Annotated in this window: 19 protein-coding genes; 2 read left to right on the top strand and 17 right to left on the bottom strand. The window is 59.7% G+C overall.

The features are described from left to right. From gspL to AC07O2_RS23890, 14 genes are all read right to left on the bottom strand, one after another. Positions 1-1,185 carry a type II secretion system protein GspL gene (gspL, locus tag AC07O2_RS23955; RefSeq protein ID WP_495234677.1) on the bottom strand — a complete coding sequence of 395 codons (1,185 nt, stop codon included), beginning with the start codon at positions 1,183-1,185 and terminating at the stop codon, positions 1-3. Beyond that, a complete protein-coding gene (gene gspK, locus AC07O2_RS23950) occupies positions 1,182-2,057 on the bottom strand; it encodes a type II secretion system minor pseudopilin GspK (RefSeq protein WP_495234676.1) in 876 nt (291 codons plus the stop codon). Before gspK ends, gspL begins: the two co-directional genes overlap by 4 nt. Beyond that, the gene (locus AC07O2_RS23945; protein WP_495096001.1) at positions 2,054-2,644 is read right to left on the bottom strand and encodes a type II secretion system protein GspJ; all 591 of its coding nucleotides are present in this window, start codon (positions 2,642-2,644) and stop codon (positions 2,054-2,056) included. Before AC07O2_RS23945 ends, gspK begins: the two co-directional genes overlap by 4 nt. Then, positions 2,641-3,045 (bottom strand): type II secretion system protein GspI, encoded by a 405-nt coding sequence (locus tag AC07O2_RS23940; protein ID WP_495234675.1) that lies wholly within the window; start codon positions 3,043-3,045, stop codon positions 2,641-2,643. The genes AC07O2_RS23945 and AC07O2_RS23940 overlap by 4 nt, the downstream gene beginning before the upstream one ends. Positions 3,046-3,066: 21 nt before the next feature. Further along, entirely contained in the window at positions 3,067-3,555 is a 489-nt protein-coding gene (locus tag AC07O2_RS23935) for a prepilin-type N-terminal cleavage/methylation domain-containing protein (RefSeq protein WP_495234674.1), read from the bottom strand. Beyond that, positions 3,555-4,760: a type II secretion system inner membrane protein GspF gene (gspF, locus tag AC07O2_RS23930; protein ID WP_495234673.1), complete on the bottom strand. Its 1,206-nt coding sequence runs from the start codon at positions 4,758-4,760 to the stop codon at positions 3,555-3,557. Before gspF ends, AC07O2_RS23935 begins: the two co-directional genes overlap by 1 nt. Further along, complete coding sequence (gspE, locus tag AC07O2_RS23925; RefSeq protein WP_495095997.1) at positions 4,757-6,232, bottom strand: type II secretion system ATPase GspE; 1,476 nt, start codon at positions 6,230-6,232, stop codon at positions 4,757-4,759. Before gspE ends, gspF begins: the two co-directional genes overlap by 4 nt. 3 nt (positions 6,233-6,235) lie before the next feature. Next, on the bottom strand, positions 6,236-8,404 hold the full coding sequence (gene gspD / locus AC07O2_RS23920) for a type II secretion system secretin GspD (protein ID WP_495095996.1): 2,169 nt from the start codon (positions 8,402-8,404) through the stop codon (positions 6,236-6,238). After that, a complete protein-coding gene (locus AC07O2_RS23915) occupies positions 8,401-8,928 on the bottom strand; it encodes a type II secretion system protein N (protein ID WP_495096103.1) in 528 nt (175 codons plus the stop codon). Before AC07O2_RS23915 ends, gspD begins: the two co-directional genes overlap by 4 nt. Positions 8,929-9,058: 130 nt before the next feature. After that, entirely contained in the window at positions 9,059-9,679 is a 621-nt protein-coding gene (locus AC07O2_RS23910; protein ID WP_495234672.1) for a hypothetical protein, read from the bottom strand. A gap of 311 nt (positions 9,680-9,990) precedes the next feature. After that, positions 9,991-10,746 (bottom strand): hypothetical protein, encoded by a 756-nt coding sequence (locus AC07O2_RS23905; RefSeq protein ID WP_495104681.1) that lies wholly within the window; start codon positions 10,744-10,746, stop codon positions 9,991-9,993. Further along, entirely contained in the window at positions 10,707-11,321 is a 615-nt protein-coding gene (locus tag AC07O2_RS23900) for a hypothetical protein (protein ID WP_495095993.1), read from the bottom strand. Before AC07O2_RS23900 ends, AC07O2_RS23905 begins: the two co-directional genes overlap by 40 nt. 674 nt (positions 11,322-11,995) lie before the next feature. Beyond that, positions 11,996-12,628, bottom strand: a complete 633-nt coding sequence (locus AC07O2_RS23895) for a response regulator (RefSeq protein ID WP_495104679.1) — start codon at positions 12,626-12,628, stop codon at positions 11,996-11,998. Next, entirely contained in the window at positions 12,628-14,004 is a 1,377-nt protein-coding gene (locus AC07O2_RS23890) for a cache domain-containing protein (protein ID WP_495234671.1), read from the bottom strand. The genes AC07O2_RS23895 and AC07O2_RS23890 overlap by 1 nt, the downstream gene beginning before the upstream one ends. Before the next feature lie 147 nt (positions 14,005-14,151). On the opposite strand from AC07O2_RS23890, the gene AC07O2_RS23885 reads away from it, so the two are divergent. Both AC07O2_RS23885 and AC07O2_RS23880 read left to right on the top strand, forming a co-directional pair. Next, a complete protein-coding gene (locus tag AC07O2_RS23885; protein WP_495234670.1) occupies positions 14,152-16,221 on the top strand; it encodes a carbon starvation CstA family protein in 2,070 nt (689 codons plus the stop codon). A 7-nt stretch (positions 16,222-16,228) separates the two neighbouring features. Next, positions 16,229-16,441, top strand: coding sequence for a YbdD/YjiX family protein (locus AC07O2_RS23880; RefSeq protein ID WP_495234669.1), 213 nt, complete (start codon positions 16,229-16,231; stop codon positions 16,439-16,441). Between the two features lie 107 nt (positions 16,442-16,548). Here AC07O2_RS23880 and AC07O2_RS23875 read toward each other — a convergent pair whose 3' ends face one another. The 3 genes from AC07O2_RS23875 to AC07O2_RS23865 form a co-directional block, all read right to left on the bottom strand. Next, complete coding sequence (locus AC07O2_RS23875) at positions 16,549-16,794, bottom strand: GlsB/YeaQ/YmgE family stress response membrane protein (RefSeq protein ID WP_495234668.1); 246 nt, start codon at positions 16,792-16,794, stop codon at positions 16,549-16,551. A gap of 201 nt (positions 16,795-16,995) precedes the next feature. Then, on the bottom strand, positions 16,996-18,297 hold the full coding sequence (locus AC07O2_RS23870) for a UDP-N-acetylglucosamine 1-carboxyvinyltransferase (RefSeq protein WP_116606003.1): 1,302 nt from the start codon (positions 18,295-18,297) through the stop codon (positions 16,996-16,998). A 441-nt stretch (positions 18,298-18,738) separates the two neighbouring features. Next, positions 18,739-19,581 (bottom strand): hypothetical protein, encoded by an 843-nt coding sequence (locus AC07O2_RS23865; RefSeq protein WP_495234667.1) that lies wholly within the window; start codon positions 19,579-19,581, stop codon positions 18,739-18,741. Positions 19,582-20,369 lie beyond the last annotated feature (788 nt).

The raw sequence follows: 20,369 nt of genomic DNA, 5'->3' as shown, positions 1-20,369 counted from the left end.
TTATTCCTTAGCCATTAGCGCCGTGGTGACCGTGCCATTGTTGGTCGATTGCGTGACGGCGGTGTAGCCGCGTTGCAGCATGCCGGTTTCCAGCGCGCGCGCATCCTGGCTGCTGCCGCTCCAAACGGCGATCAAGCGGCCTTGGTCATAGTCCAGGCTGGTGAATTTGGCCTGTGGTAGCTGCTGCGCCAGCGCCGCCAGCACTGGCACAAACCCGTCTGTACGCGATTCGCCCACGCGGGCGCGTGCGGCCTGCCACAGTTGGTGCAACTGGCGGGCCGGCTTGTCGGTCTGGTCGGCCTTGCCACTTACCTCCTGCCAGAAAGCCAGTTGCTCGCTCTTGACCTGGTGGATGGACCACCATGTCTTGCCTACGCTGGCCAAGGCCATTAGCGTCTGAATGCACACGCAGGCTGCGATCGCGATCAGCGCAGTCCTGAATGCGGGCTCGGCCATAAGCTTGCGCCGGGGCATCCAGTCTCCGACCAGCAGGTTGGCACTGGGGTTCGACAAGGTGGCGCGCCAATCCAATGCAGTTACGCGTTCGACCGGAATACCCCATGCCTCTTCCAGCCCCTGAAAGAGAGTGGGTGTCACGCCGTACAACTGGATGCGGGTCGGTGGCGGGGGCGTAGCCTGCTCACGGTGCAAGGCCAGGGCAATGGGAATGCCTGCACCGTCGCCGGGCATGTCCAGTTCCATTGCAACCATGCCATCGTGAAGCCACAGAAGGTCGTCTTCATTTTGGAAAACCCGCCATGCGCCCGCGGCGGTGGGGAGCTTCTCGGCCAATGCCTCCACGCGCGCCAAGGACCGCCCCAGTTCTTGCATCGTGGCTACCAGCAGTTCCAGCCGCTGGCGCTGCAATGTGCAGCAGACCACTTCGTCACCTTGTTGGCGCAGGGGAATCACGACCAAACGGCCCAGGTCGTCCACCAATCGGTCCTCCAGCGCCATGGCGACTGCGGCAGCGTCTTTCCAATTCACTTTTGGAGGGAGCTTTACCGTGTGGTAGACAAGCTGCTCTGGGGAGAGAATGAGCACGTGCTCCGTGGCTGGTGGCCACTGCTTGGGGGTGTCTTGCCCTGTGGTGAGCAGGCGCTCACCTTCGACCAGACTCCAGGGACAGTCCAGGTGTTGATGCGGCCAGCCCGCATCGATAGAGAGATATAAGGTTCGATTCATGGGCGCTTCATCCAAACAACATCGGGCCAGGCTCCGGGTTTGCGTCTTAGCAGGGCAATCGCAGACGCCCGGCCTTGTTCAAAGTTGGCGTGCACTTCGACCTTGAAGAAGTCGCTGCGAACCGAAACGGATTCCGTGCGAAATGTGTCCCTGGCATCCTCGTTGAGCAAGGTGTAGAAATCCGGGGTGTATTCAAAAGGTGTGGCGGCACGCCGGTTAAAAATTTCTTTCGCCTGCTGGAAGCTGAGGCCGGGGGCTATGGCGTAAATCAACTCCACAGGCGCAGTGTTGACGTTCAGCTTTGAATTGGCGGTGGGCAGCAGGGTGATGTATTTGTCCAGTTTTGCAATGGTTTCCGGTGTGTAGCCGGGTATAGCCTCCAGGCTGGCCGTACCCATATAGCGGACACGTTCCGACACCTTGCCCGATAGCGCCGTTTTCAGGGACGCGGCCAGCGCAGGGGGCAGCCCCAGCGCCTGCAGCAGGCGTTCGTATTGTCCCCAGGCATAGGGGTCCCCGGCCAACAGCCATGCCATGTTGAATTTGGCCTGCTCATCAAACATCTGGCCGCTGATTTCGCCGCCGGCGACCGGGATGGGAGGCACCCGCGTGCCCCAGGCCTCGCCCAGGTAGTCTTTGCCTATGCGTTGGCGCTGGCGTTCATACAAGACCGAACGGGCCCAGTCCACACCACCCATTACCAGGCGATGCGCCTGGCGTGCGTCGCGCAGCACTTTTACCTGCGTAACCCAGATATCGACGCGCCAGAGGATGGCCGACGCCAACACGGTGACCACAGCCACCAAGAGCAGTGCCATCAGCAGGGCTACGCCTTTTTGGTGCCGGGTAACGTGCGAGGTGTGCATGCTCATGGCAGGGCATAGACCCGTGTGACGTCGCGCCCATCGTCCAGCGTCAGGGCGACACGCAGGGCCCGCAGTTTGGCATCGGATGCCCCTTCGACTGGCCAGCGATCGTGCCAATTGCCCTGGCCATCCAGGAAAGACAGTGCCATGGTCCGCACGCCACCGAGCAGCGGTGTATCCAGTTCCGCAGGCGGGGCTTGCGTTCGGCCAGTGCCAGGCCCAGCAACTTGCGGGCGAGAAAGGTCGGCCCCCAAAGTACGCACTACCGTGCCATTGCGCAAGCTGTACTGAATTGGCAGCACGCTTCCCGCCGAGCCCCAGATGGCCCAGCGGGCTGTGGCACCTTCGCCCTGCCAGTGAACCTGGATAACGTCGATGGGCAAGCCATCGACCGCACAAGTGACATCCTCCCCGATGCGTGCCCAGGCCATGGCAATGCTGCGCCAGCGCGACTGTTCGGCATACACCACGTCGCGGGCACGGAGGACTTGTGTCAGACCCTTGCTCGCCATGGCTCCCAGCACGGTCAGCAAGGCCATGGCGACCATGACTTCCAATAAAGTCATGCCTTTTGCGCTATGCCGGAAAGTCAATATGGCTCTCCTGGTATGAGGTTGACCTGGTGGGTCAGATACCCCTGAACCGTTACCTTGGCCGTTGGATCGTCTTTTAGAGATACATGTACATCCACCTTGCGGGCCAGCGGACTGGGGGTGTCGCTCACTTCTTCTGCAACAACAAATTCAAGCCCGCATTGGTTTTCCGTCTGAGCGGGCTGGATGCCCGTGTCCAGCCAGTCTGCGCGCGCATGGTGCAGTTCGAGCCGGTTCTGCCCCACCCAATCGGCGCACATTTGGGTGCGCAGGCGCAGCGCATTGGCCGCCGTCAGGCCTGTGGCCCGCACGGCCGCAATGAGGCCGATGCTGAGCACCAGCAGTGCCACCAGCACTTCCAACAGACTGATGCCCCGGGCACGACTACGTTGTGCGGCCACGTTCAAGCTCCTGTATGGCATTCAGCCCCCTGGCTCCACCGTTTGCACTACACCGCCGGAAGCCGTGGTTTCCAATCGGACGAGCCGGGCACCGTCGCGCAGCTGGATCCGCAGCAGCGGTGGGGTGGCGCCGATGAACTCGATGCGCAGTGGCGGTTGCATCGCTTTGTTGTCCTGCCAGGCCTGCTCGATGTGCACATCGTCGTTCAACTGGCCCGCCTTCAATGCGTCGGCGTCGGTGGGGGGCATCCATGTGCCATCGTTTTGGCGCTTCTCGAAGCGGTAGTGGCTCCCATCAGACAGCAGGCGCAGGTGCTGGCCTCCAATGACACTGGCGAACATGGCCGCCTCCAGTGTGTTCACGAATTTTTCCAGCGAAACCTGCCGTTGCACCACCGCGGCATTGCGGGTGTTGGGCATGGCCATCGCCAGCATGATTCCCAGGATGACCACCACCACCAGGATTTCAATCAGCGTAAAGCCCCGTACCCGGAGCGTTTTGAAACCCATTACATCAGCACCTGGTTGATGTTGAAAATGGGTTGCAGGATGGCCAGCACGATCATCAGCACCATGCCGCCCATCACCAGGATCATCAGTGGTTCCAGCAGCCGGATCAGGATGGCCACATCGTGTTCCAGCGACAACTGTTCCAGCCGGGCGGCTTGGGCCAGCATCTCAGCCAGTTGGCCGCTTTGTTCGCCACTGGCGATGAGGTTGATCAGTAAAGGTGGGAAACCATCTTTGTGCTTGAGCGAACGGCTCAGGCTCTTGCCGGCATTGACCTCTTGAAGCGCTCCACCCACGATTTCCTTCAGGGGAAGGCGTTCGAGCAGCGCCTTGCCTGCCTCCAGTGCCAGTAGCAGCGGGACACCGCTGCGCACCAGAATGGCCAAGGTGCTGGCAAACCGCGCGGTGTCTGCAGACCGCAGCAGCTTTCCCACAATAGGCAAGCGCAGCAGCCGGACGTCCACCGAGCGGCGAAAGGCATATTGCTTCATGGCATGTAGCCACCACATACCGGCCAGAATCGCCACCCCCACTGCATAACCACCACCTGCGCGTACACCGCTGCTCACGCTCAGCAAGGCGCGGGTGAGCAGCGGCAGCGTCTGGTGCTGGTTTTGGAACACGGTTACCACTTGGGGGACCACATATGCCAACAGCACACCCACTACGCTCAGGGCCACCACCAACATGACCAGGGGGTAGATCATGGCCTCCATCGTTTTGCTGCGCAGGGTTTGGCTTTCGGCCAGGTAGTCGGCCAGGCGAGACATGACTTCGCCCAGTTCGCCCGCTGTCTCGCCTGCCCGGATCAATGCGAGGTACAGCGGGGGAAAGGTGCGCGGGTGCATAGCCAAGGCGTTGGCCAGGCTGTGGCCTGCACGGACCTCATTGCGCACTGCATTGATGATTAAACCGTGTGCAGGCTTGTCCACTTGGCCGGCCAGGGTCGCTAGCGAGGCGTCCACATTCAGCCCCGCTCGCAGTAACGACGACCATTGCTGCGTCAGCAGAAACAAGGCCCGTGGCGGGATGCGGCTGCGCCGTCCTCCTGCCGAGGATGTGTGGGCGTTGGCTTCCTCCACCGATACCGGCAGCAGCCCCTTTTCCCGCAAGGTGGTGCGTAGCTGGGGGGCGCTGTCCGCCTCCTGGCTGCCTTCGACCCGTACCCCGGATGCATCAATGGCCTGGTAGCGGAAAGTTTTCATCGGTCTCCTGCCACGCGCATCAACTCGTCTACCGACGTCACGCCAGATCGAACCCAGCGCTGACCATCCTCTTGCAGCAGCCGAAGGCCTCCGTGCTCGCGAGCAGTGTCGCGCAGGACATGTTCGCCTGCGCCGTCGTGGACCAGGCGGCGCAGCCGGTCATCCATGGTCAGCCACTCGTAAATGCCCAGCCGTCCTGCATAACCGGTGCCCCTGCATTGCACACAGCCGCGTGGACGAAACGCGCGCCCCAGTTCCTCGGGTTCGTCGGCGTACGCGGGATCGGGTTCTTTGCAGTGGGGGCACAGCTGACGTACCAGGCGCTGCGCCAATACCCCGATCAGGCTGGACGCCAGCAAAAATGGTTCAACGCCCATGTCCACCAGACGGGTAACGGCGCTGACTGAATCATTGGTGTGCACAGTGGCCAGCACCAGATGGCCTGTCAGGCTGGCCTGGATGGCGATCTGGGCTGTTTCGAGATCCCGAATTTCACCGATCATCACCACGTCAGGGTCTTGCCGCAGCAAGGCGCGCAACGCGCGCGCAAAAGTCATGTCGATGCGGGAATGGATCTGCACTTGACCAACACCTGCCAGGTCGTACTCCACCGGGTCTTCTACCGTCATGATGTTGCGGTTGCGCGAATTCATGCGCATCAAGGCGCCATACAGCGTCGTGGTCTTGCCCGAACCCGTCGGACCGGTCACCAGCACGATGCCGTGCGGTGCATGGATGGCGGAGTCGAAGCTCGCCAGCGTGTCGGGTGCCATGCCCAGCACGGCCAAGTCCATGCGCTTGGGGTCTTTGTCCAGCAGGCGCATCACCACGCGCTCGCCGTGCGAAGTCGGCACTGTGGATACCCGTACATCCACCGTTTTGCCCGCCAGCCGGATGGCAATGCGACCGTCTTGTGGCAGGCGTTTTTCGGCAATGTCCAGTTGCGCCAGGATTTTGATGCGCGACGACATGGCGGCGTGCAGTGCCCGGTGCGGTGCCAGCACCTCCACCAGTTCGCCGTCACGGCGCATTCGAACCACGGTGCGCTGCTCCTCAGGTTCAATGTGGATATCCGATGCGCCTTCGCGCACGGCCTGGGCGATGAGTGCGTTGATCAGGCGAATGACGGGGGCATCGCCATCGCTGGCCAGCAAATCTTCGACCGGCGGCAAATCGTTGACCAACTGATCCAGGTTCACCTCCTGGCCGGCCGTGTCCACGATCGAGGCGGCGCTGTCTGTGCCGTCCGAGTAAATCGATGTCAGGGCTTGGGAGAACTCTTCATCCGAGACCATCCTGAGCGTAACTGCTGAGCCTAAGGCGCGGCGAACCTCGGCTAAAGGCCCCACAGGCGTGGCCTTGCACACCCATAGGACGGGCTCGCCTCCATCAGTAGGGTGCAGCAGCATCCCATGACGCCGCGCAAACAGATACGGTATGCGTCCACCGTCCAACGAATTCAGTGCCACCATCGACTACCTCGGCTCTTCAGCAACGGGTTGCGTTATGGGTGTGGGTTGGGCGGGAAGTGTGAGGGTTGCGTCAGCTTTTAACTCAGGAGAAGGCAGCAGGGGGCCCAACTCCAGTTTGGCTTTTTCGTTGGTCGATTTTTGTAGCCCCTGGATATAGGAATAGCGGGACATGGACAGCGTTTCATCCGCCTCCGCCGAGCGGAGAGTCTTTGGGCGGATGAACACCAGCAGATTGGTCTTAGACCGGGTTTTACTTGTGTGCTTGAACAGAGCCCCTACCAGCGGTAGATCCCCTAGGCCGGGGACTTTGTTTTCTGTATCTCCCAAGTTGTCCTGCAATAGTCCGCCTAGAACAATCAGACCGCCATCCTGTACTTGGACCGCTGTTTCGATGGTACGGGTGTTGATGGTGGGCCCCGATGCGTTCGATGTAGTGCCTTGTACCACTGACGACGCCTCCTGAACGATCTTCATGCGGACCATGCCCCCTTCGGACACTTGGGGCAGGATCCGCAAGGACAAGCCCACTTTGCGCCGGTCAAATGTCTGGAACGGGGTGACTGTGGACGATGAGCTGGTTGACGAATAGCTGCCTGTGACGATCGGCACGTCTTGTCCGATCATGATCTGTGCCTCCTGGTTGTCCAGGGTCATCAGGTTGGGCGTGGACAGAATATTGCCACTGCTGGTGGTTTCCAGGAACGTCGCCAATCCCATCAGGTTGTTGATGATGGTTCCGTTAGGCAGCGTGATGGTTCCGTTGGCGATACCTAGGCTCAGCCCGGTTCCGGCCGAAGTCGGGTTTTGGGCCCAGCTGAGGATGCCTGTATTGGCTCCTGAGAAATTGGTGCCCCCCACCAATTGGGCGCCGGAGCTGCCGGTGCCCAAACCGCTTAATGCCTGCCATTGAAAGCCGAACTGGGCAGCAGTGTCGCTGTTGACCTCGGCGATCAGTGCTTCCACATAGACCTGCGCACGGCGCAAATCCATTTGCTTGATAACTTTGCGCAAGCGTTCAATCACGATGTTGGGTGCGCTGATGAGAATCGCATTGTTGGCTACGTCCGCCTGCACATAGCTTCCCTGTACCAAGCCCCCGGTGGTTTGCCAGCCACCGTTGCTGCCGCCGCTCGCTCCTGCCCCTGACGTTGAAGTGCTACTACCCATGGCATTGTTGGGCACCAGGCCAGACGAGCGGTTGGAGCCGAGCGCCGACGAGTTGTTGCTTTCCCCAGATACGGATCCGGCGGCCTTGGAAGTCGCCTGGTCGGCAGACAGGATGGCGCGCAGCATCTGCGCCACCTCGCTGGCTACGGCATTCTTGAGGTAGATGACCTCGATGCTGGCACCCGCTTCAGGTCGGTCTATCTGCTTGATCAGTTCCTGCGCGCGCAACAGCTTGCCCGGTGAGCTGCTGCGAATGAGCAAACTATTGCTATGCGGTTCGGCCATGACGGCGAAGCTATCACCCACAGCAGTCACAGCATTGGCTCCAGCAGCACCGCCGGGCGAAGCTGTTGTAGACGCCTGTTGGGAAGGACTGTCGCTCATCAGATTCTGGATAAGGGGCGCCAACTCCGTTGCCGTCGCGTGGCTCAGTGGCACCATCACGGGTAAGCCCAACCCCGACACGTCGATAGCTGCCAACACGACTTCAAGTCGCTTCAGATTCTGCGAATAGTCGGTAACCACCAGGGTGTTGTTGGCCGAATAGGCGACAACGGTCGCGTTATTGTTCAGCAAGGGCTTGATTGCAGAAGCCACCGACTGGGCAGCTTCATATTTCAGCGCGAACATGCGGGTTGCAATGGTGTCACCGCTCAGGGGTGATCCACCCACGCCTACCCCAACAGATTGTTGACGAGCATCCGCATCAAGCAGGATGCGCACTACTTTTCCATCATCCACTGCGGCAATGCCTTGCAAGCGCAGTGCAGCCACCAAGGTGGGATACACGAGCGAACGCGGCATCGGGCTTGCCGACACTACGTTGACATTGCCTTTGACCTTGGGGTCTAGTACGAATAGCTTGCCGGTCAACTCAGACGCCAGCTTCAACACCACAGACACTTCGGCATTGGCCAGGTTAAGAGTTACCGTGTCTTCGGCAGCCTGCGCAGCCAGGCCCCACAGCCCCAGGCCGACGCCCCAGAGCAACTTGCGAAAATTCATCGAGGATCCTTGGTAAACGAAATGGGGCCCGAGGGCGGTGGTGGGCTAGGCATCCCGGAGCGACTTCCGGGTGCTTCTTGCTCTCGCCCGTTGGGGGCTGTTGGCCTTAGAGTTAACTCGCTGCGCTGGGACGCCTTGTCCAGAACGATGCGCTCAGGCAGCACCTCCATGACAGTATGGCCGGATGGCAGCCGGTCCCCGATCTGGGCCACTACTACCTGGGCACTGCCTTCCAGCACTAACAGTGCACGGCTCCTGCCACCAGAGTCCACATACGTGCCCAGCAACCGCCAGCGCGGGTCAATGCCTCCTGGTGGGGTATCTGCGCCAGGCCCAGCGGCGGGGCGCCGTGCAATTTCAACATCGAAAAAATGGCGAGCCGTCACGCGGTTGCTCTGCTCCACGAGTGTGAGCGAGGCTTTGCCTGCAAGCGGGGCGCTGCTTGGCGTTGCCAGCCACCAAATTGTTTGCGCGGCAATCCAGGCTATAGCCACGCAAGCCAGGCACTGTACGGCCCACAACATGCCAGCGTATGGCGACCATCCCATACGGGCACGCGACAGCAGGCCGGAAAAATTCCAACGCATTCAAATGCTCCAATCAACTGTTAATGAGCGCGATATGGCCTGGCTGCGCTCGCAATTGGGGCGACTGTTACTTGCTTTGCGGCTCAATGAAGAAGTTTTCTATGGAGTTGCTCTGTTCTGCTGCATTGGGCAGTAAGCCCTTGGCCACTTGCGCTTCTACATCTGCCTTGCTGTAAATGGGAATGAGCAAATAACCGCCGCCTTTGTCCTCTGGAGCCTTGCGGATAATGGTTCCGGCGGCATCCGGGATGGAGCCACCCGTGGTTTCAAACACAATAGCCGCCGCTTTTTCCCGCAATTCGTTGGTGCCACCGTTGTCCACCAGCACCTGGCGATCTTTGTCCAGGCTTTCGACAATGCGTTGCTTCAGCTCTTTTGTACTGAGATTGCTTTGTGTGTCGTAAACGTCGTAATTGAGATTCGGTTCGCGCAATGGGCCACCTATGGCCTTGAGTTCGGTCATGACTTCACCATTCCCGCTGCTGCCAGCCGCTGGGGTGAATACCACCGCTACGGTGCGCGATTGGCGCAGGGCATCCATTTGGGCGTCGGTCAACAAGTTGTTCTCTGCACTTGCTTTGGGCTTGCTGTCAGTGCTTGTTTGACCAACTTGCTCTTCAGTCTTGGCGCTGCAGGCGGCCAGAGCAGCGCAGGCTGCGAGCACTAAGAAGAATGATTGAATTTTCATATGAAAATAAAGAAAAATGGATGCACGAAATGAGTTCACTCGTTCGGGTACGCACGCTACATGTTGGTGCGATTACAAATGTTGTGACTCCTGCTTGTGCGGTGAGGGCAAAGACTGGTGCGTTCGTTGCTATTCATTTTCAGAAATGTGATAAGGTATTCGGGGAAATTTAAAAATACCTTCCTTGATTAACCTTGTCTTTGATTTGTAATTTTATTAATTACCCAAGGATTGAAAATATTTCAATCCTTGGGGTGATTTATTCCTATGTTAATGGTAGTGCATATAACAATAGGAAATTGCACGGAAAATCAGAGCGTATTGCGATCTGCCGTTACGTAGAACATCTTGAAGGTATATTCGGCCTCATTTTTGACCCAGTGGCCGTCAGTCCGTTCACCGTTCCAGTTATAGGCCCAAGCCAGGTTGTTGCCGCATTCATCCCAGGAAACTTGTTGTTGGGGAACAAAAAATCCTGCGAACTTCCCTTGTTTCCAGCGGCGGGCTACGGCAATTACAGGCTCTGCCCACATGCCTGGTGCAAAGCGTGCATTTGCGGCCCATGACTGCGTGGTTGACTGTGAATAGGTTTCACTATTCGTCCATCGTTTACCGGCTTCTTCGGCTGCAAAGGCAAGGTCAAAGCCTACGCTGGTACCTGTACTGTGGCCATAACCTGTCGTCTTGGATCCACCCCAAGTGAAAGTGCAGTAGCTCGAACCGGCAGAACAGAACTGAACCAAACCTTGAGACTTTCCACGCCATGTCCAATCATTCCAAGTGTTTGAGGCTTGGTTGATGCCTTGTACGCGGGTAGTCCAGTAGTTGTGTGGGGTGCTTGAGTTGCCATACTGGGAACCGAACGAGAGGTTACGTTTGCCACCGCAGATCCATACGTCGTGCGCTAACGCGATGGAGGGGGCCACGCCCGCGGCAATCATGGCTGTTGCAACTGCAGCCTTAACAAATTTTTTCATATTGGTTTTTTTCATTTGGTTAAATTTTTGCGACAAAAAATCAACGTCAATTAGATGGATTTGGCGATCTGGAATGTGATGTAGTGCCATTCGGCTCTGTTGGCAGTCCAATAACCATGTTTTTTATTTAACCAGTCGTAAACGGTATTATTGCCGCCACCACTGATATACCCTGTGCGGAACCAGGCGTTCATGAAACTACCGCGCGTCCAGCGACGTACAGTCACCTTAATAGGGTTGCACCAGAGGCCACCTTTAAAAGTGACGCCATTCGAAAAGGTATCCGTAGAACTTTTTGTTTGTTGCTGGCTTTTTGTGGTCGCGTATTGGTATTGGGCCGTAAATGGTCCAAGGCTATAACCCAGCCCGGCGGCTACGGAAATTCCTTGCTCGCGTTGGTACGTCGTTGTGACGGTACTGCCCAAACTATAGGTGCAGTCGAGAGAGCCGCTACTGCAGTACATTGCCATATTGTGGTACTTGCCGCGCCAGTACCAATCATCGTATGTATTGGATGCTTGAAGATCGGCATTTAATGCATAGGTCCCATCACCCGGTATTACCTGGCCAGTATCGGTTCTAATCCATGACGCTGAGGCCATGCTCGATACGGCTGATAAAGCTGCAGCCACTACCAACGCCGAATATCGACGTGAATTTTTCATAACAACTCCTTTTTCATTTTGGAGGCACATTAAATTCTTGACTGCTGGTTATGCAGCAAAGATCGGGGGAGATTCTTGATGTTCTGGTAGGGGCCGGGTTCGACTTGGCTAGGTTTTGTGTTTTCTATCGGAGTGGTTTTGCCTTATTTGCGTTAACTCAACTCTTGGAAAAAACTAACTGTCTTGTCAATTCAAAAGTAGATAGTCCGGCAAGTTAAACGTATTTGTTTTAAGTACTGCACGGATATTCTTGGCTCCGCTTTTCTTTGCTTGTGGCGTCATCGGCGTTCGAATCCTTCTGCTTTGTAAACGGTTGGATACAAGTATTTACATTTTTCAAATAACCCTCCGCCAGAGCGGAGTGGCGGTGGTATCGATATTTCGAGAAAAAATACGTAAATCGATACATAAGTTTGCATCGGAGTGGTTTATACAGGCTGAACGTGACAAGTCAATAACCATTTACGCGTAAAAATGACGAAATGTGATGTTTTGCAGCATGAAGCAAAACATGTGCCATATGCATTTTTGTAACAAGATGATGCAGCGCCCAGGTTCTACTTCTGCTACGAGCGAGAACATATGGGTATACGTGGTATTGAGGAAAATTTGCTACTCTTTTAGTAGCGCGCATCCTAGATGGTGGATGCGTGAAAGGCCTGCGGGCCCAGAGTTCAGCGAGGGCCCGTGCTGTGCGCCACCGCAAACCGCAGCAGCGCCGCGCTGCTGTCCAGCCCAAAGCGCTGCCGGATGTTGGCCCGGTGGGCGTCCACGGTGCGCGAGTCGATGTCCAGTGCCCGGGCGATTTCCTTGCTGGTCAGACCCTGGGCTACCAGGGCCAGCACCTCGGTTTCGCGGGCGGTCAGGGCGGGTTGCTGCTGGCGGCGGTCCAGGGCCCGCTTCAGGCCGGCGGGGTAGTGGGTGGCGCCGCCCATCACGGCTTCAATCGCTTTGACTAGTTCACCCGCTTCGGCCTCTTTCAGCACAAAACCCTGGGCGCCGGCATCAAAAGCCTGCAGCATGTGCTCGTCCTGCGTGGATGCGGTGAACACCACGTAGCGGATGTCCGGCTGGCGCAGGCTCAGCTGCTGTATCAGTTGTATGCCACTGGTGGGCTTCATCTGCAGGTCAGTCAGCACAATGCTGGGCGAGTGCTGCTCAGCCAGCACCAGGGCTTCCTCCGCGCTACCGGCACTGGCCACCACCTGCATGGGCGGGCCATAGGCGCCTAGCAGGGCGCTCAGGCTTTGCCGCACGATGGGGTGGTCGTCCACGATCAGTAGGCGGATGGTTGGGGTGGTGGTCATCAGAGTTTCAACACATTAGGCGGCAGACTGGCGCTGAGCAGGGTGGCGCCGGGCGCGGAAGTGATGCTGAACTGCCCGCCCAACATTTCGATGCGCTCGCGCATATTCGTCAGGCCCAGGCCCGCGCGTACCTGGCGTAGGCTGGCTTGTACGTCGAAACCCGCGCCGTCGTCGCGCACCTGCAGCACCAGGCCGGTGGGGTAATGTGCCAGCTGCAGGTCCACATGCTGGGCGCCGGCATGCTTTTCGATATTGCCCAGCGCTTCCTGCGCCACGCGAAACAGGGCGGTGGCCACGGCTTCGGGGATGGGCGGCAGCGTGGCCACCTGGGTGCTCACCTGGATGCCGCTGCGCTCGCCGAATTCGCGGGCAGTCTGCTCCAGCGCGCTGGCCAGGCCCAGGTCGTCCAGCAGGGTGGGGCGCAGGTCGTGGGATATGCGGCGCACGTCGCGCATCACGGCCTGCAGCAAGCCCACGCCCTGGCGCAGCGTGGGGGCGGCGTCACTGCCGGCGCGCTCCAGCTGCAGCAGCGCCGACTCGGCAACAAACTTCACCGACACCAGCTGCTGGCTGATGCCGTCGTGCAGCTCACGCGCCACGCGGGCGCGTTCGTCTTCTTGCGAGTGCACCACCTGCTGGGCCATGGCACGCAGTTTGTCGTCGGCGGCACGCTGCTCGTAAATGTTCAACGCCAAGCCGCCGCCAGCCACCAGCAGCAGTGCCGCGGAGGCGATCAGCAGGATCTGGTTGCGCGTCTTCTGCACCGCCAGCGCGGTGGAATGGGTGATCAGCGCCTGGGTCTCCTGCAGATGGTCCAGGTACAGGCCGGTGCCCACCACCCAGCCCCATTCGGGCACCAGCTCCACATAGCCTAGCTTGCGTTCTTCGCGCCCTGTGGACGGGCGGTTCCACAGATAGTCCACAAAGCCGCCGCCGGCCTGGGCCTGGCGCACCAGCTGCTGGATGATGGGGGCGCCCGCGCCGTCGTGCAGCTCCCACTGGGGGTGGCCTTCCAGGTCGGGCAGGCGCGGGTGCATCAGGCTCTTGCCCTGCAGGTCGTAGACGAAGAAGTAGTTGTCGTTGCCAAAGTCCATACGGCGCAGCAGGTCTAGCGCCTGCTGCCGGGCCTGCGGCGTGTCGCCAGCGCGCTCGGACAAATGCGCCACGGCCCGTCGCCCGGCTTGCACAAAGTGTTTCAGCTCGTCCTTGCGTGCCTGCAGCAGGATGGGCTGCATGGCGGCGATCTGGTCCTGCGCCAACTGGTCCGACTGCTGGCGTACCACCCAGACCACGGCGGCGATGGCCAGCACCAGCGGCACGGCGGCCAGCAGCAGCACCATGGCGCGTAAATGCAAGCGGAAGCGGAGTTCACCCATGGGCCGATTTTGAACCAGCCCCGCCTGGGGAAAACCATTACGTAAACACTCCGCAGCGGCCCTGCAAGCACACCAATGCGCCGCCAGGCCCGGCGCTCGACACTGTGCGTTCGCACATCCGTTCCACCTAACAAGAGCATAGAGACAATGGACACCCTCACCAAAAATCCCCTGGCCCGCACAGCGCTATGGGCGCTGATTGCGCTCGGCGGTGCTGGCGCACTCGCCACCATCGCGCTGCACCGCGGCGAAACCATCAACGCCCTGTGGGTGGTGGTGGCCGCGCTGGCGGTCTATCTGATCGCCTACCGCTTCTACAGCCAGTTCATCGCCAAGCATGTGCTGTCGCTGGACGCGAACCGCGCCACGCCCGCCATGCGCCACAACGACGGGCTGGACTATGTGCCGACCAACAAGTTCGTGCTGTTCGGCCACCACTTCGCGGCGATTGCCGGCGCCGGCCCGTTGGTCGGCCCGGTGCTGGCCGCGCAGATGGGCTATCTGCCGGGCATGCTGTGGATCCTGGCCGGCGTGGTGTTTGCCGGCGCGGTGCAGGACTTCATCGTGCTGTTCATCTCGACGCGGCGCGATGGCCGCTCGCTGGGCGACCTGATCAAGTCCGAGCTGGGGCCGATACCCGGCGTCATCGCCTTGTTCGGCACCTTCATGATCATGGTCATCATCCTGGCGGTGCTGGCGCTGATCGTGGTCAAGGCCCTGGCCGACAGCCCCTGGGGCACCTTCACCGTGGCGGCCACCATCCCGCTGGCGCTGTTTATGGGCATCTACACCCGCTACATCCGCCCCGGCAAGATTGGCGAGGTGTCCGTCATCGGCATCGTGTTCCTGATCGCGGCCATCGTGGTCGGCGGCCAGGTGGCGCAGAGCGCCGAATGGGCGCCGATGTTCACGTTTGATGGCAAGCAGCTGACCTGGATGCTGATTGGCTACGGCTTCGTCGCCTCCGTGCTGCCGGTATGGCTGCTGCTGGCGCCGCGCGACTACCTTTCCACCTTCTTGAAGATTGGCGCCATCGTCGCACTGGCCATCGGCATCGTGCTGGTGGCGCCCGATTTGAAGATGCCGTCGACCACGCGCTTTATTGACGGCAGCGGCCCGGTCTGGGCCGGCGGCCTGTTTCCCTTCCTGTTCATCACCATCGCCTGCGGCGCGGTGTCGGGCTTCCACGCGTTGATCTCGTCCGGCACCACGCCCAAGCTGATCGAGAACGAAAGCCATGCCCGCTTCATCGGCTACGGCGCGATGCTGGTCGAATCCTTCGTCGCCATCATGGCGCTGGTGGCAGCGTCCATCATCGAGCCCGGTGTCTACTTCGCCATGAACAGCCCGCTGGCCGTGCTCGGCCCCACGGCCGAAAGCGCTGCGCAAGTGATTTCGCAATGGGGTTTTGTGGTCACGCCGGACATGCTGCTGCAGACCGCGAAAGACGTGGGCGAGCACACCATCATCGCCCGCGCCGGCGGCGCCCCCACGCTGGCCGTCGGCATGGCCCACATCTTCTCCGAGATGCTGGGCGGCAAGGCCATGATGGGCTTCTGGTACCACTTCGCCATCTTGTTTGAGGCGTTGTTCATCCTGACCGCAGTGGACGCGGGCACCCGCGCCGGCCGTTTCATGCTGCAGGATTTGCTGGGCACTTTTGTACCGTCGCTGAAGAAGACTGACTCGTGGATCAGCAACGGCCTGGCCACCGGCCTGTGCGTCGCCGCCTGGGGCTACTTCTTGTACCAGGGCGTGGTCGATCCGTTGGGCGGCATCAACACGCTGTGGCCGCTGTTCGGCATCTCCAACCAGATGCTGGCCAGCGTGGCGCTGATCCTGGGCACGGTGGTGCTGTTCAAGATGAAGCGCGAGCGCTTCGCCTGGGTGACGCTGCTGCCCACCACCTGGCTGCTGGCCTGCACCATGACAGCCGGCTGGCAAAAGGTGTTCCACGACAACCCGAAAATCGGCTTCCTGGCCCACGCCAACAAGTACCAGGCCGCGCTGGACAAGGGCGAGCTGCTGGCGCCCGCCAAGTCGCTGCTGCAGATGCAGCGCGTGGTATTCAACGACTACCTGGACGCCGGCCTGTGCGTGTTTTTCATGTTCGTGGTGCTCAGCGTGCTGGTGTTCGGCATCCGCGCCTGCCTGGTGGCCCGGCGCTCCAGCCGGCCCACGGTGCAGGAAGCCGGTGGCTCCTTGCTGACGGCCTGAGCTTGCCATGCTGAAAGACCTCGCCAGCCTGGGCCAATCGGTGGGCAGCTACCTGGGCCAGACCGCCCGGCTGATGGTCGGCGTGCCCAACTACGACACCTACGTCGCCCACCAGAAGCGCTTGCACCCGGACCAGCCGGTGATGGGCTACGAGGCCTTCTTCCGCGAACGGCAGGAGGCGCGCTACGGCGGCAAGGGGCGCATCGGGCGCTGCTGCTGACCGTGAAAAGTTCTAAGTAAAAATAGCTGCCAGCGCAGGTACTATTTGCGCTGGCAGCTATGTATTTGGTAGCGAAGAGTTGATTTCTTCTTCGCTAGCCCATTCCGCTATGCGCGCTTGATCAAGCGGATGAGGAAGAGCAGCACGACAGCACCAATGGTCGCCACAAGAATGCTGCCCAGAATGCCGCCGCCCATCGAGACGCCGAATGTGTTGAACAGGAAGCCGCCCAGAAAGGCGCCGACGATGCCCACTACCAGGTCACCAATCAGACCGAAGCCGCCGCCCTTGACCAAGGTACCCGCCAACCAGCCGGCAACGATGCCGACAACCAGAAACCAAATAAAGCCCATTTATTACTCCCAGTGGCATGCCGACATGGCGGATGCAGTCTAACCGTCCACCGAGGACGAGCGCAGAAGTCAGCGGTGCAGGCACTTACCAGGCTCTTCGACAGGCTCAGGGTGAACGGGGTGGCAGTTTTGTAGGTTTATAAGAAAAATGCTGCCAGCGCAAGTACTACCTGCGCTAGCAGCTATGAATTCAGGAGCGAATCACTCCTCGCTGGTCCACTCCACCTGCGCGCCCAGGCTGCGCAGGTTCTCCACAAAGCCCGGGTGCGCGCGGCGGATCGGCGTGGCGTTGCGGATCTCGGATCGGCCGTTGACGCTGGCGGCCACCATGAACAGCGCAATCGCTACCCGGATGATGTAGGGGCTCTCGACCACCGCTGGCGTCAGCGGGCTGCCGCCGAAGCTGACGATGCGGTGTGGGTCCGACTGGTACACATGGGCGCCGAACTTCGACAGCTCGGTGGTCCAGCCCATCGCGCCGTCGTACACCTTGTTCCAGAACATCGCATTGCCCTGGGCCTGCACGCCCAGCGCGACAAAGATCGGCAGCAGGTCTACCGGGAAGTAGGGCCAGGGCGCGGCCTCCACCTTGGTCAGCACATTGCTGGTGAACGGCGTCTGCACCTTCAGCGCGCCCGGGCAGTCGGCGCGCGACCAGCCGTTTTCATGCGTGATGTGCACGCCGAACTTGGCAAAGGTGCGGTCGATCAGCGGAAAGTTCTCGGGTGCGCTGTTGCGCACCACCACGTCGCCGCCGGTGATTGCGCCCAACGCCAAGAAGGTGGTGATCTCGTGGAAGTCTTCGTCAAAGCGGTACTCGCCGCCGCCCAGCGTGCCGCCTCCGTGCACCGTCACGCGCGAGGTACCCATGCCCTCGATCTTCACGCCAATCATCTGCATGAAGCGGCAGAACTCCTGCACATGCGGCTCCGACGCGGCATTCGTCAGCGTGGAGACACCGCTGGCCGATGCCGCGCACAGCACAAAGTTCTCGGTGGTGGTGACGGACGCGTAGTCCAGCCAGTGGTCGGTCGGCGTCAGCGGGCCACGGCAGCGCACCAGCAGCGAGCCTTCGCTGCGCTCCACCAGGCCGCCAAACTGGCGGAACACATCGATGTGCGGGTCGATCTCGCGCACGCCCAGCGTGCAGCCCTTGACGTTGTCCTCCAGCCGCGCCACGCCAAAGCGCGCCAGCAGCGGCGGCACCAGCATGATGGACGAGCGCATCTCCTCCGGCAGCCGGTGCCGCGCCGCGTCGAACACGGTCTCGCGGTGGTGCAGCTCCAGCGTGCCGGTGGCGTAGTCCATCTGCACCTCGCTGCCCAGCAGCCGGAAGATGTCCAGAATCTTGCGCACATCGGTGATGTCCGGCACACCCAGCAGCCGCAGCGGCTCGTAGGTCAGCAGCGTGGCGCACAGCACCGGCAGCACGGCGTTCTTGTTGGCAGAAGGGGTGATGCGACCGCGCAAAGGCGTACCGCCGTGGACGATGAGGTTGGACATGGGGAGGGTGTGCAGGGGGAGAAATCGAAGCTGGAGGATTATCTATGCGCGGGGCAACACCAGCGTAACTAAAGCGTCACGGGTGGCTAGCGTGTTTACCAGCGAAATCAGGCTGTGGTGCTTGATTTATCTGCGGGGGTAGCTACGGTTTGTGTAGCGGGTGGGGTGACGTTTTGTCACGGGCTTTCCGCTGTGATGGGATGGTGGGGACGTTTGCTCCGATGTGGCGGGTACTGGTGGCAGCTGCAATCTTGCGGTTGGCGCGCCTACGAACTTCGCCTTTTTGCGTATCTATTTCGTAGGGTCGTACTTTATTTTTTACAGCTTCAACATTTGAATTCACTGGCCATTGGAGGCGGTCCAGTGGAATAAGGGGCCAGGCATTAGCGTTTTGCGGCAGGCTGTGTACTTGATGTCTGGACTGACTGCAACGACGTTTCCTTAGAATGGACTTGGCACAAAGTCCTCGTGTACCCACAGCCAAGCACCATTCAGCAAGAGCGTAACGTCGGCAACATTCCCCAAGGCTGTGAGAGGGCTTGGTCGAGCGCGAGCAGAGTCTGGATAGAGCGTGCCAGCATAGAGTCCAAACAATTGGAAGTCTCCGTTTCGTTCTACGAAGACTGGTCCTCCTGACATGCCAGGCGCACCAAAGCCTTCAAGTACTGTGGGAGTATTTCCGAGCAGTGATGTACCCGCGATAAATCTCGTCAGGACTATTGGCGTCAAGAACTTTTCTCCTCGCAAGCTGTAGCCGTATGGAAATCCCACTATCAGTGCTTTCTCGCCGCACGCTAGCAGAGAAGTGTTCAAGCCCAAGAATTCCGCCGGCTTTATCAGCTGGTGCTCCCAGAAGGAGGACGTCGGCCATACCTCGATTCTTACGGCATCCTTGTTCGGAACATAGATTCCAAGCGCGTTCAGTTCTGTATGTGGGACGTGATAAGACTGCTGCTGCCAAACTGGGCGCAATATTGCATCTCTCGATTCATACAACGGTATTGTGAAGGTACGCAATCCGCCAATGGCTTTGATCGCACCCTCGTCCCGCATTGCTTGGACCGAAACCCTTAGAAAGCGTCGGTTCATCGCTGTGCGCGGCAGTTCTAAGGTTTGCGGATTCAATCCAGTTACCACATGCCAGCACGTGTATAGGTAGTGTCGGCTATCTTCCTCTGTGAGGAATCCGCTCGCTGTCGCTTCCGGTATTAGGTTCTGTTGCTCATCTAGGCACTCGATTAACACTGCCTTAAATGGCAAGAGATGGCTGTCGTTGTTGCTCATCTTGCTTTGTACTTGATGGGACTGCGCAGGGTCCATGAGTAGCTGCGCTGCTTAAAAGCCGCTGTGATGTTCATGTTGTGTGCTAGTTATGACTCTGACCTCTAATGCCTAACGAGGCTGTAAAAACCTGATTTCCACACACGATTTCGGCAGTGCACGTTTGGCGAATCGGTTTTCAATAATTTGATGCGAATGTTCAAAGTGTGCCGCAATTTGCGGATTTTTAGCGCTGTAGCAGCATCTCTAGGCCGCATTGCCATCTATTGAGCCCTCTGTTTTAAATGGGGATTGGGGTAGTGTGATGCGCTTTGGGTCTCCATGTCATCCCTGGCCGGGAGTTCGCCCCGGCGGGCGAGTAACTTTTCTTTTGCGCAAAAGAAAAGTCACCAAAAGAAAGGCGCCCCCACTGTCTGCGCCCCGTCGCTCTCGCGTCGGGGAACCTGCGGTGCTCACGCCAAGTGGGGTCCCGCTCGAACTCGGCCTACGGCCTCAGACAATCGCGGGCCCTGATCCACTTGGCGCTGCGCTCCTCGGCGCATACAGAGGGGGACCCCGAATGCGGGATCGGTGGCGCCGTGCGCCACATCGCGCCTAGGGCGCGAGCTGAATTCCTCGCGCCTGCGGCGCGATGCCCGGCTCAGCCGGGCGGCTGTCCGCTCCCCCCGCCGTGTGGCGTCGGCGAGTAGCGCAGGGCTGGGCGGATCAGGGCCTGCGATTGTCTGAGGTTCTATGTTTTTTTCAAGTTGTTTTTGGACTTAAACGGGCCGGATCAAATGTCTCGGTTCCAT

The sequence above is a fragment of the Rhodoferax sp. GW821-FHT10B06 genome (assembly GCF_059415605.1).
Note: the sequence above shows the minus strand (reverse complement) of the source record. Positions and strands in the feature narration are given on the sequence as shown.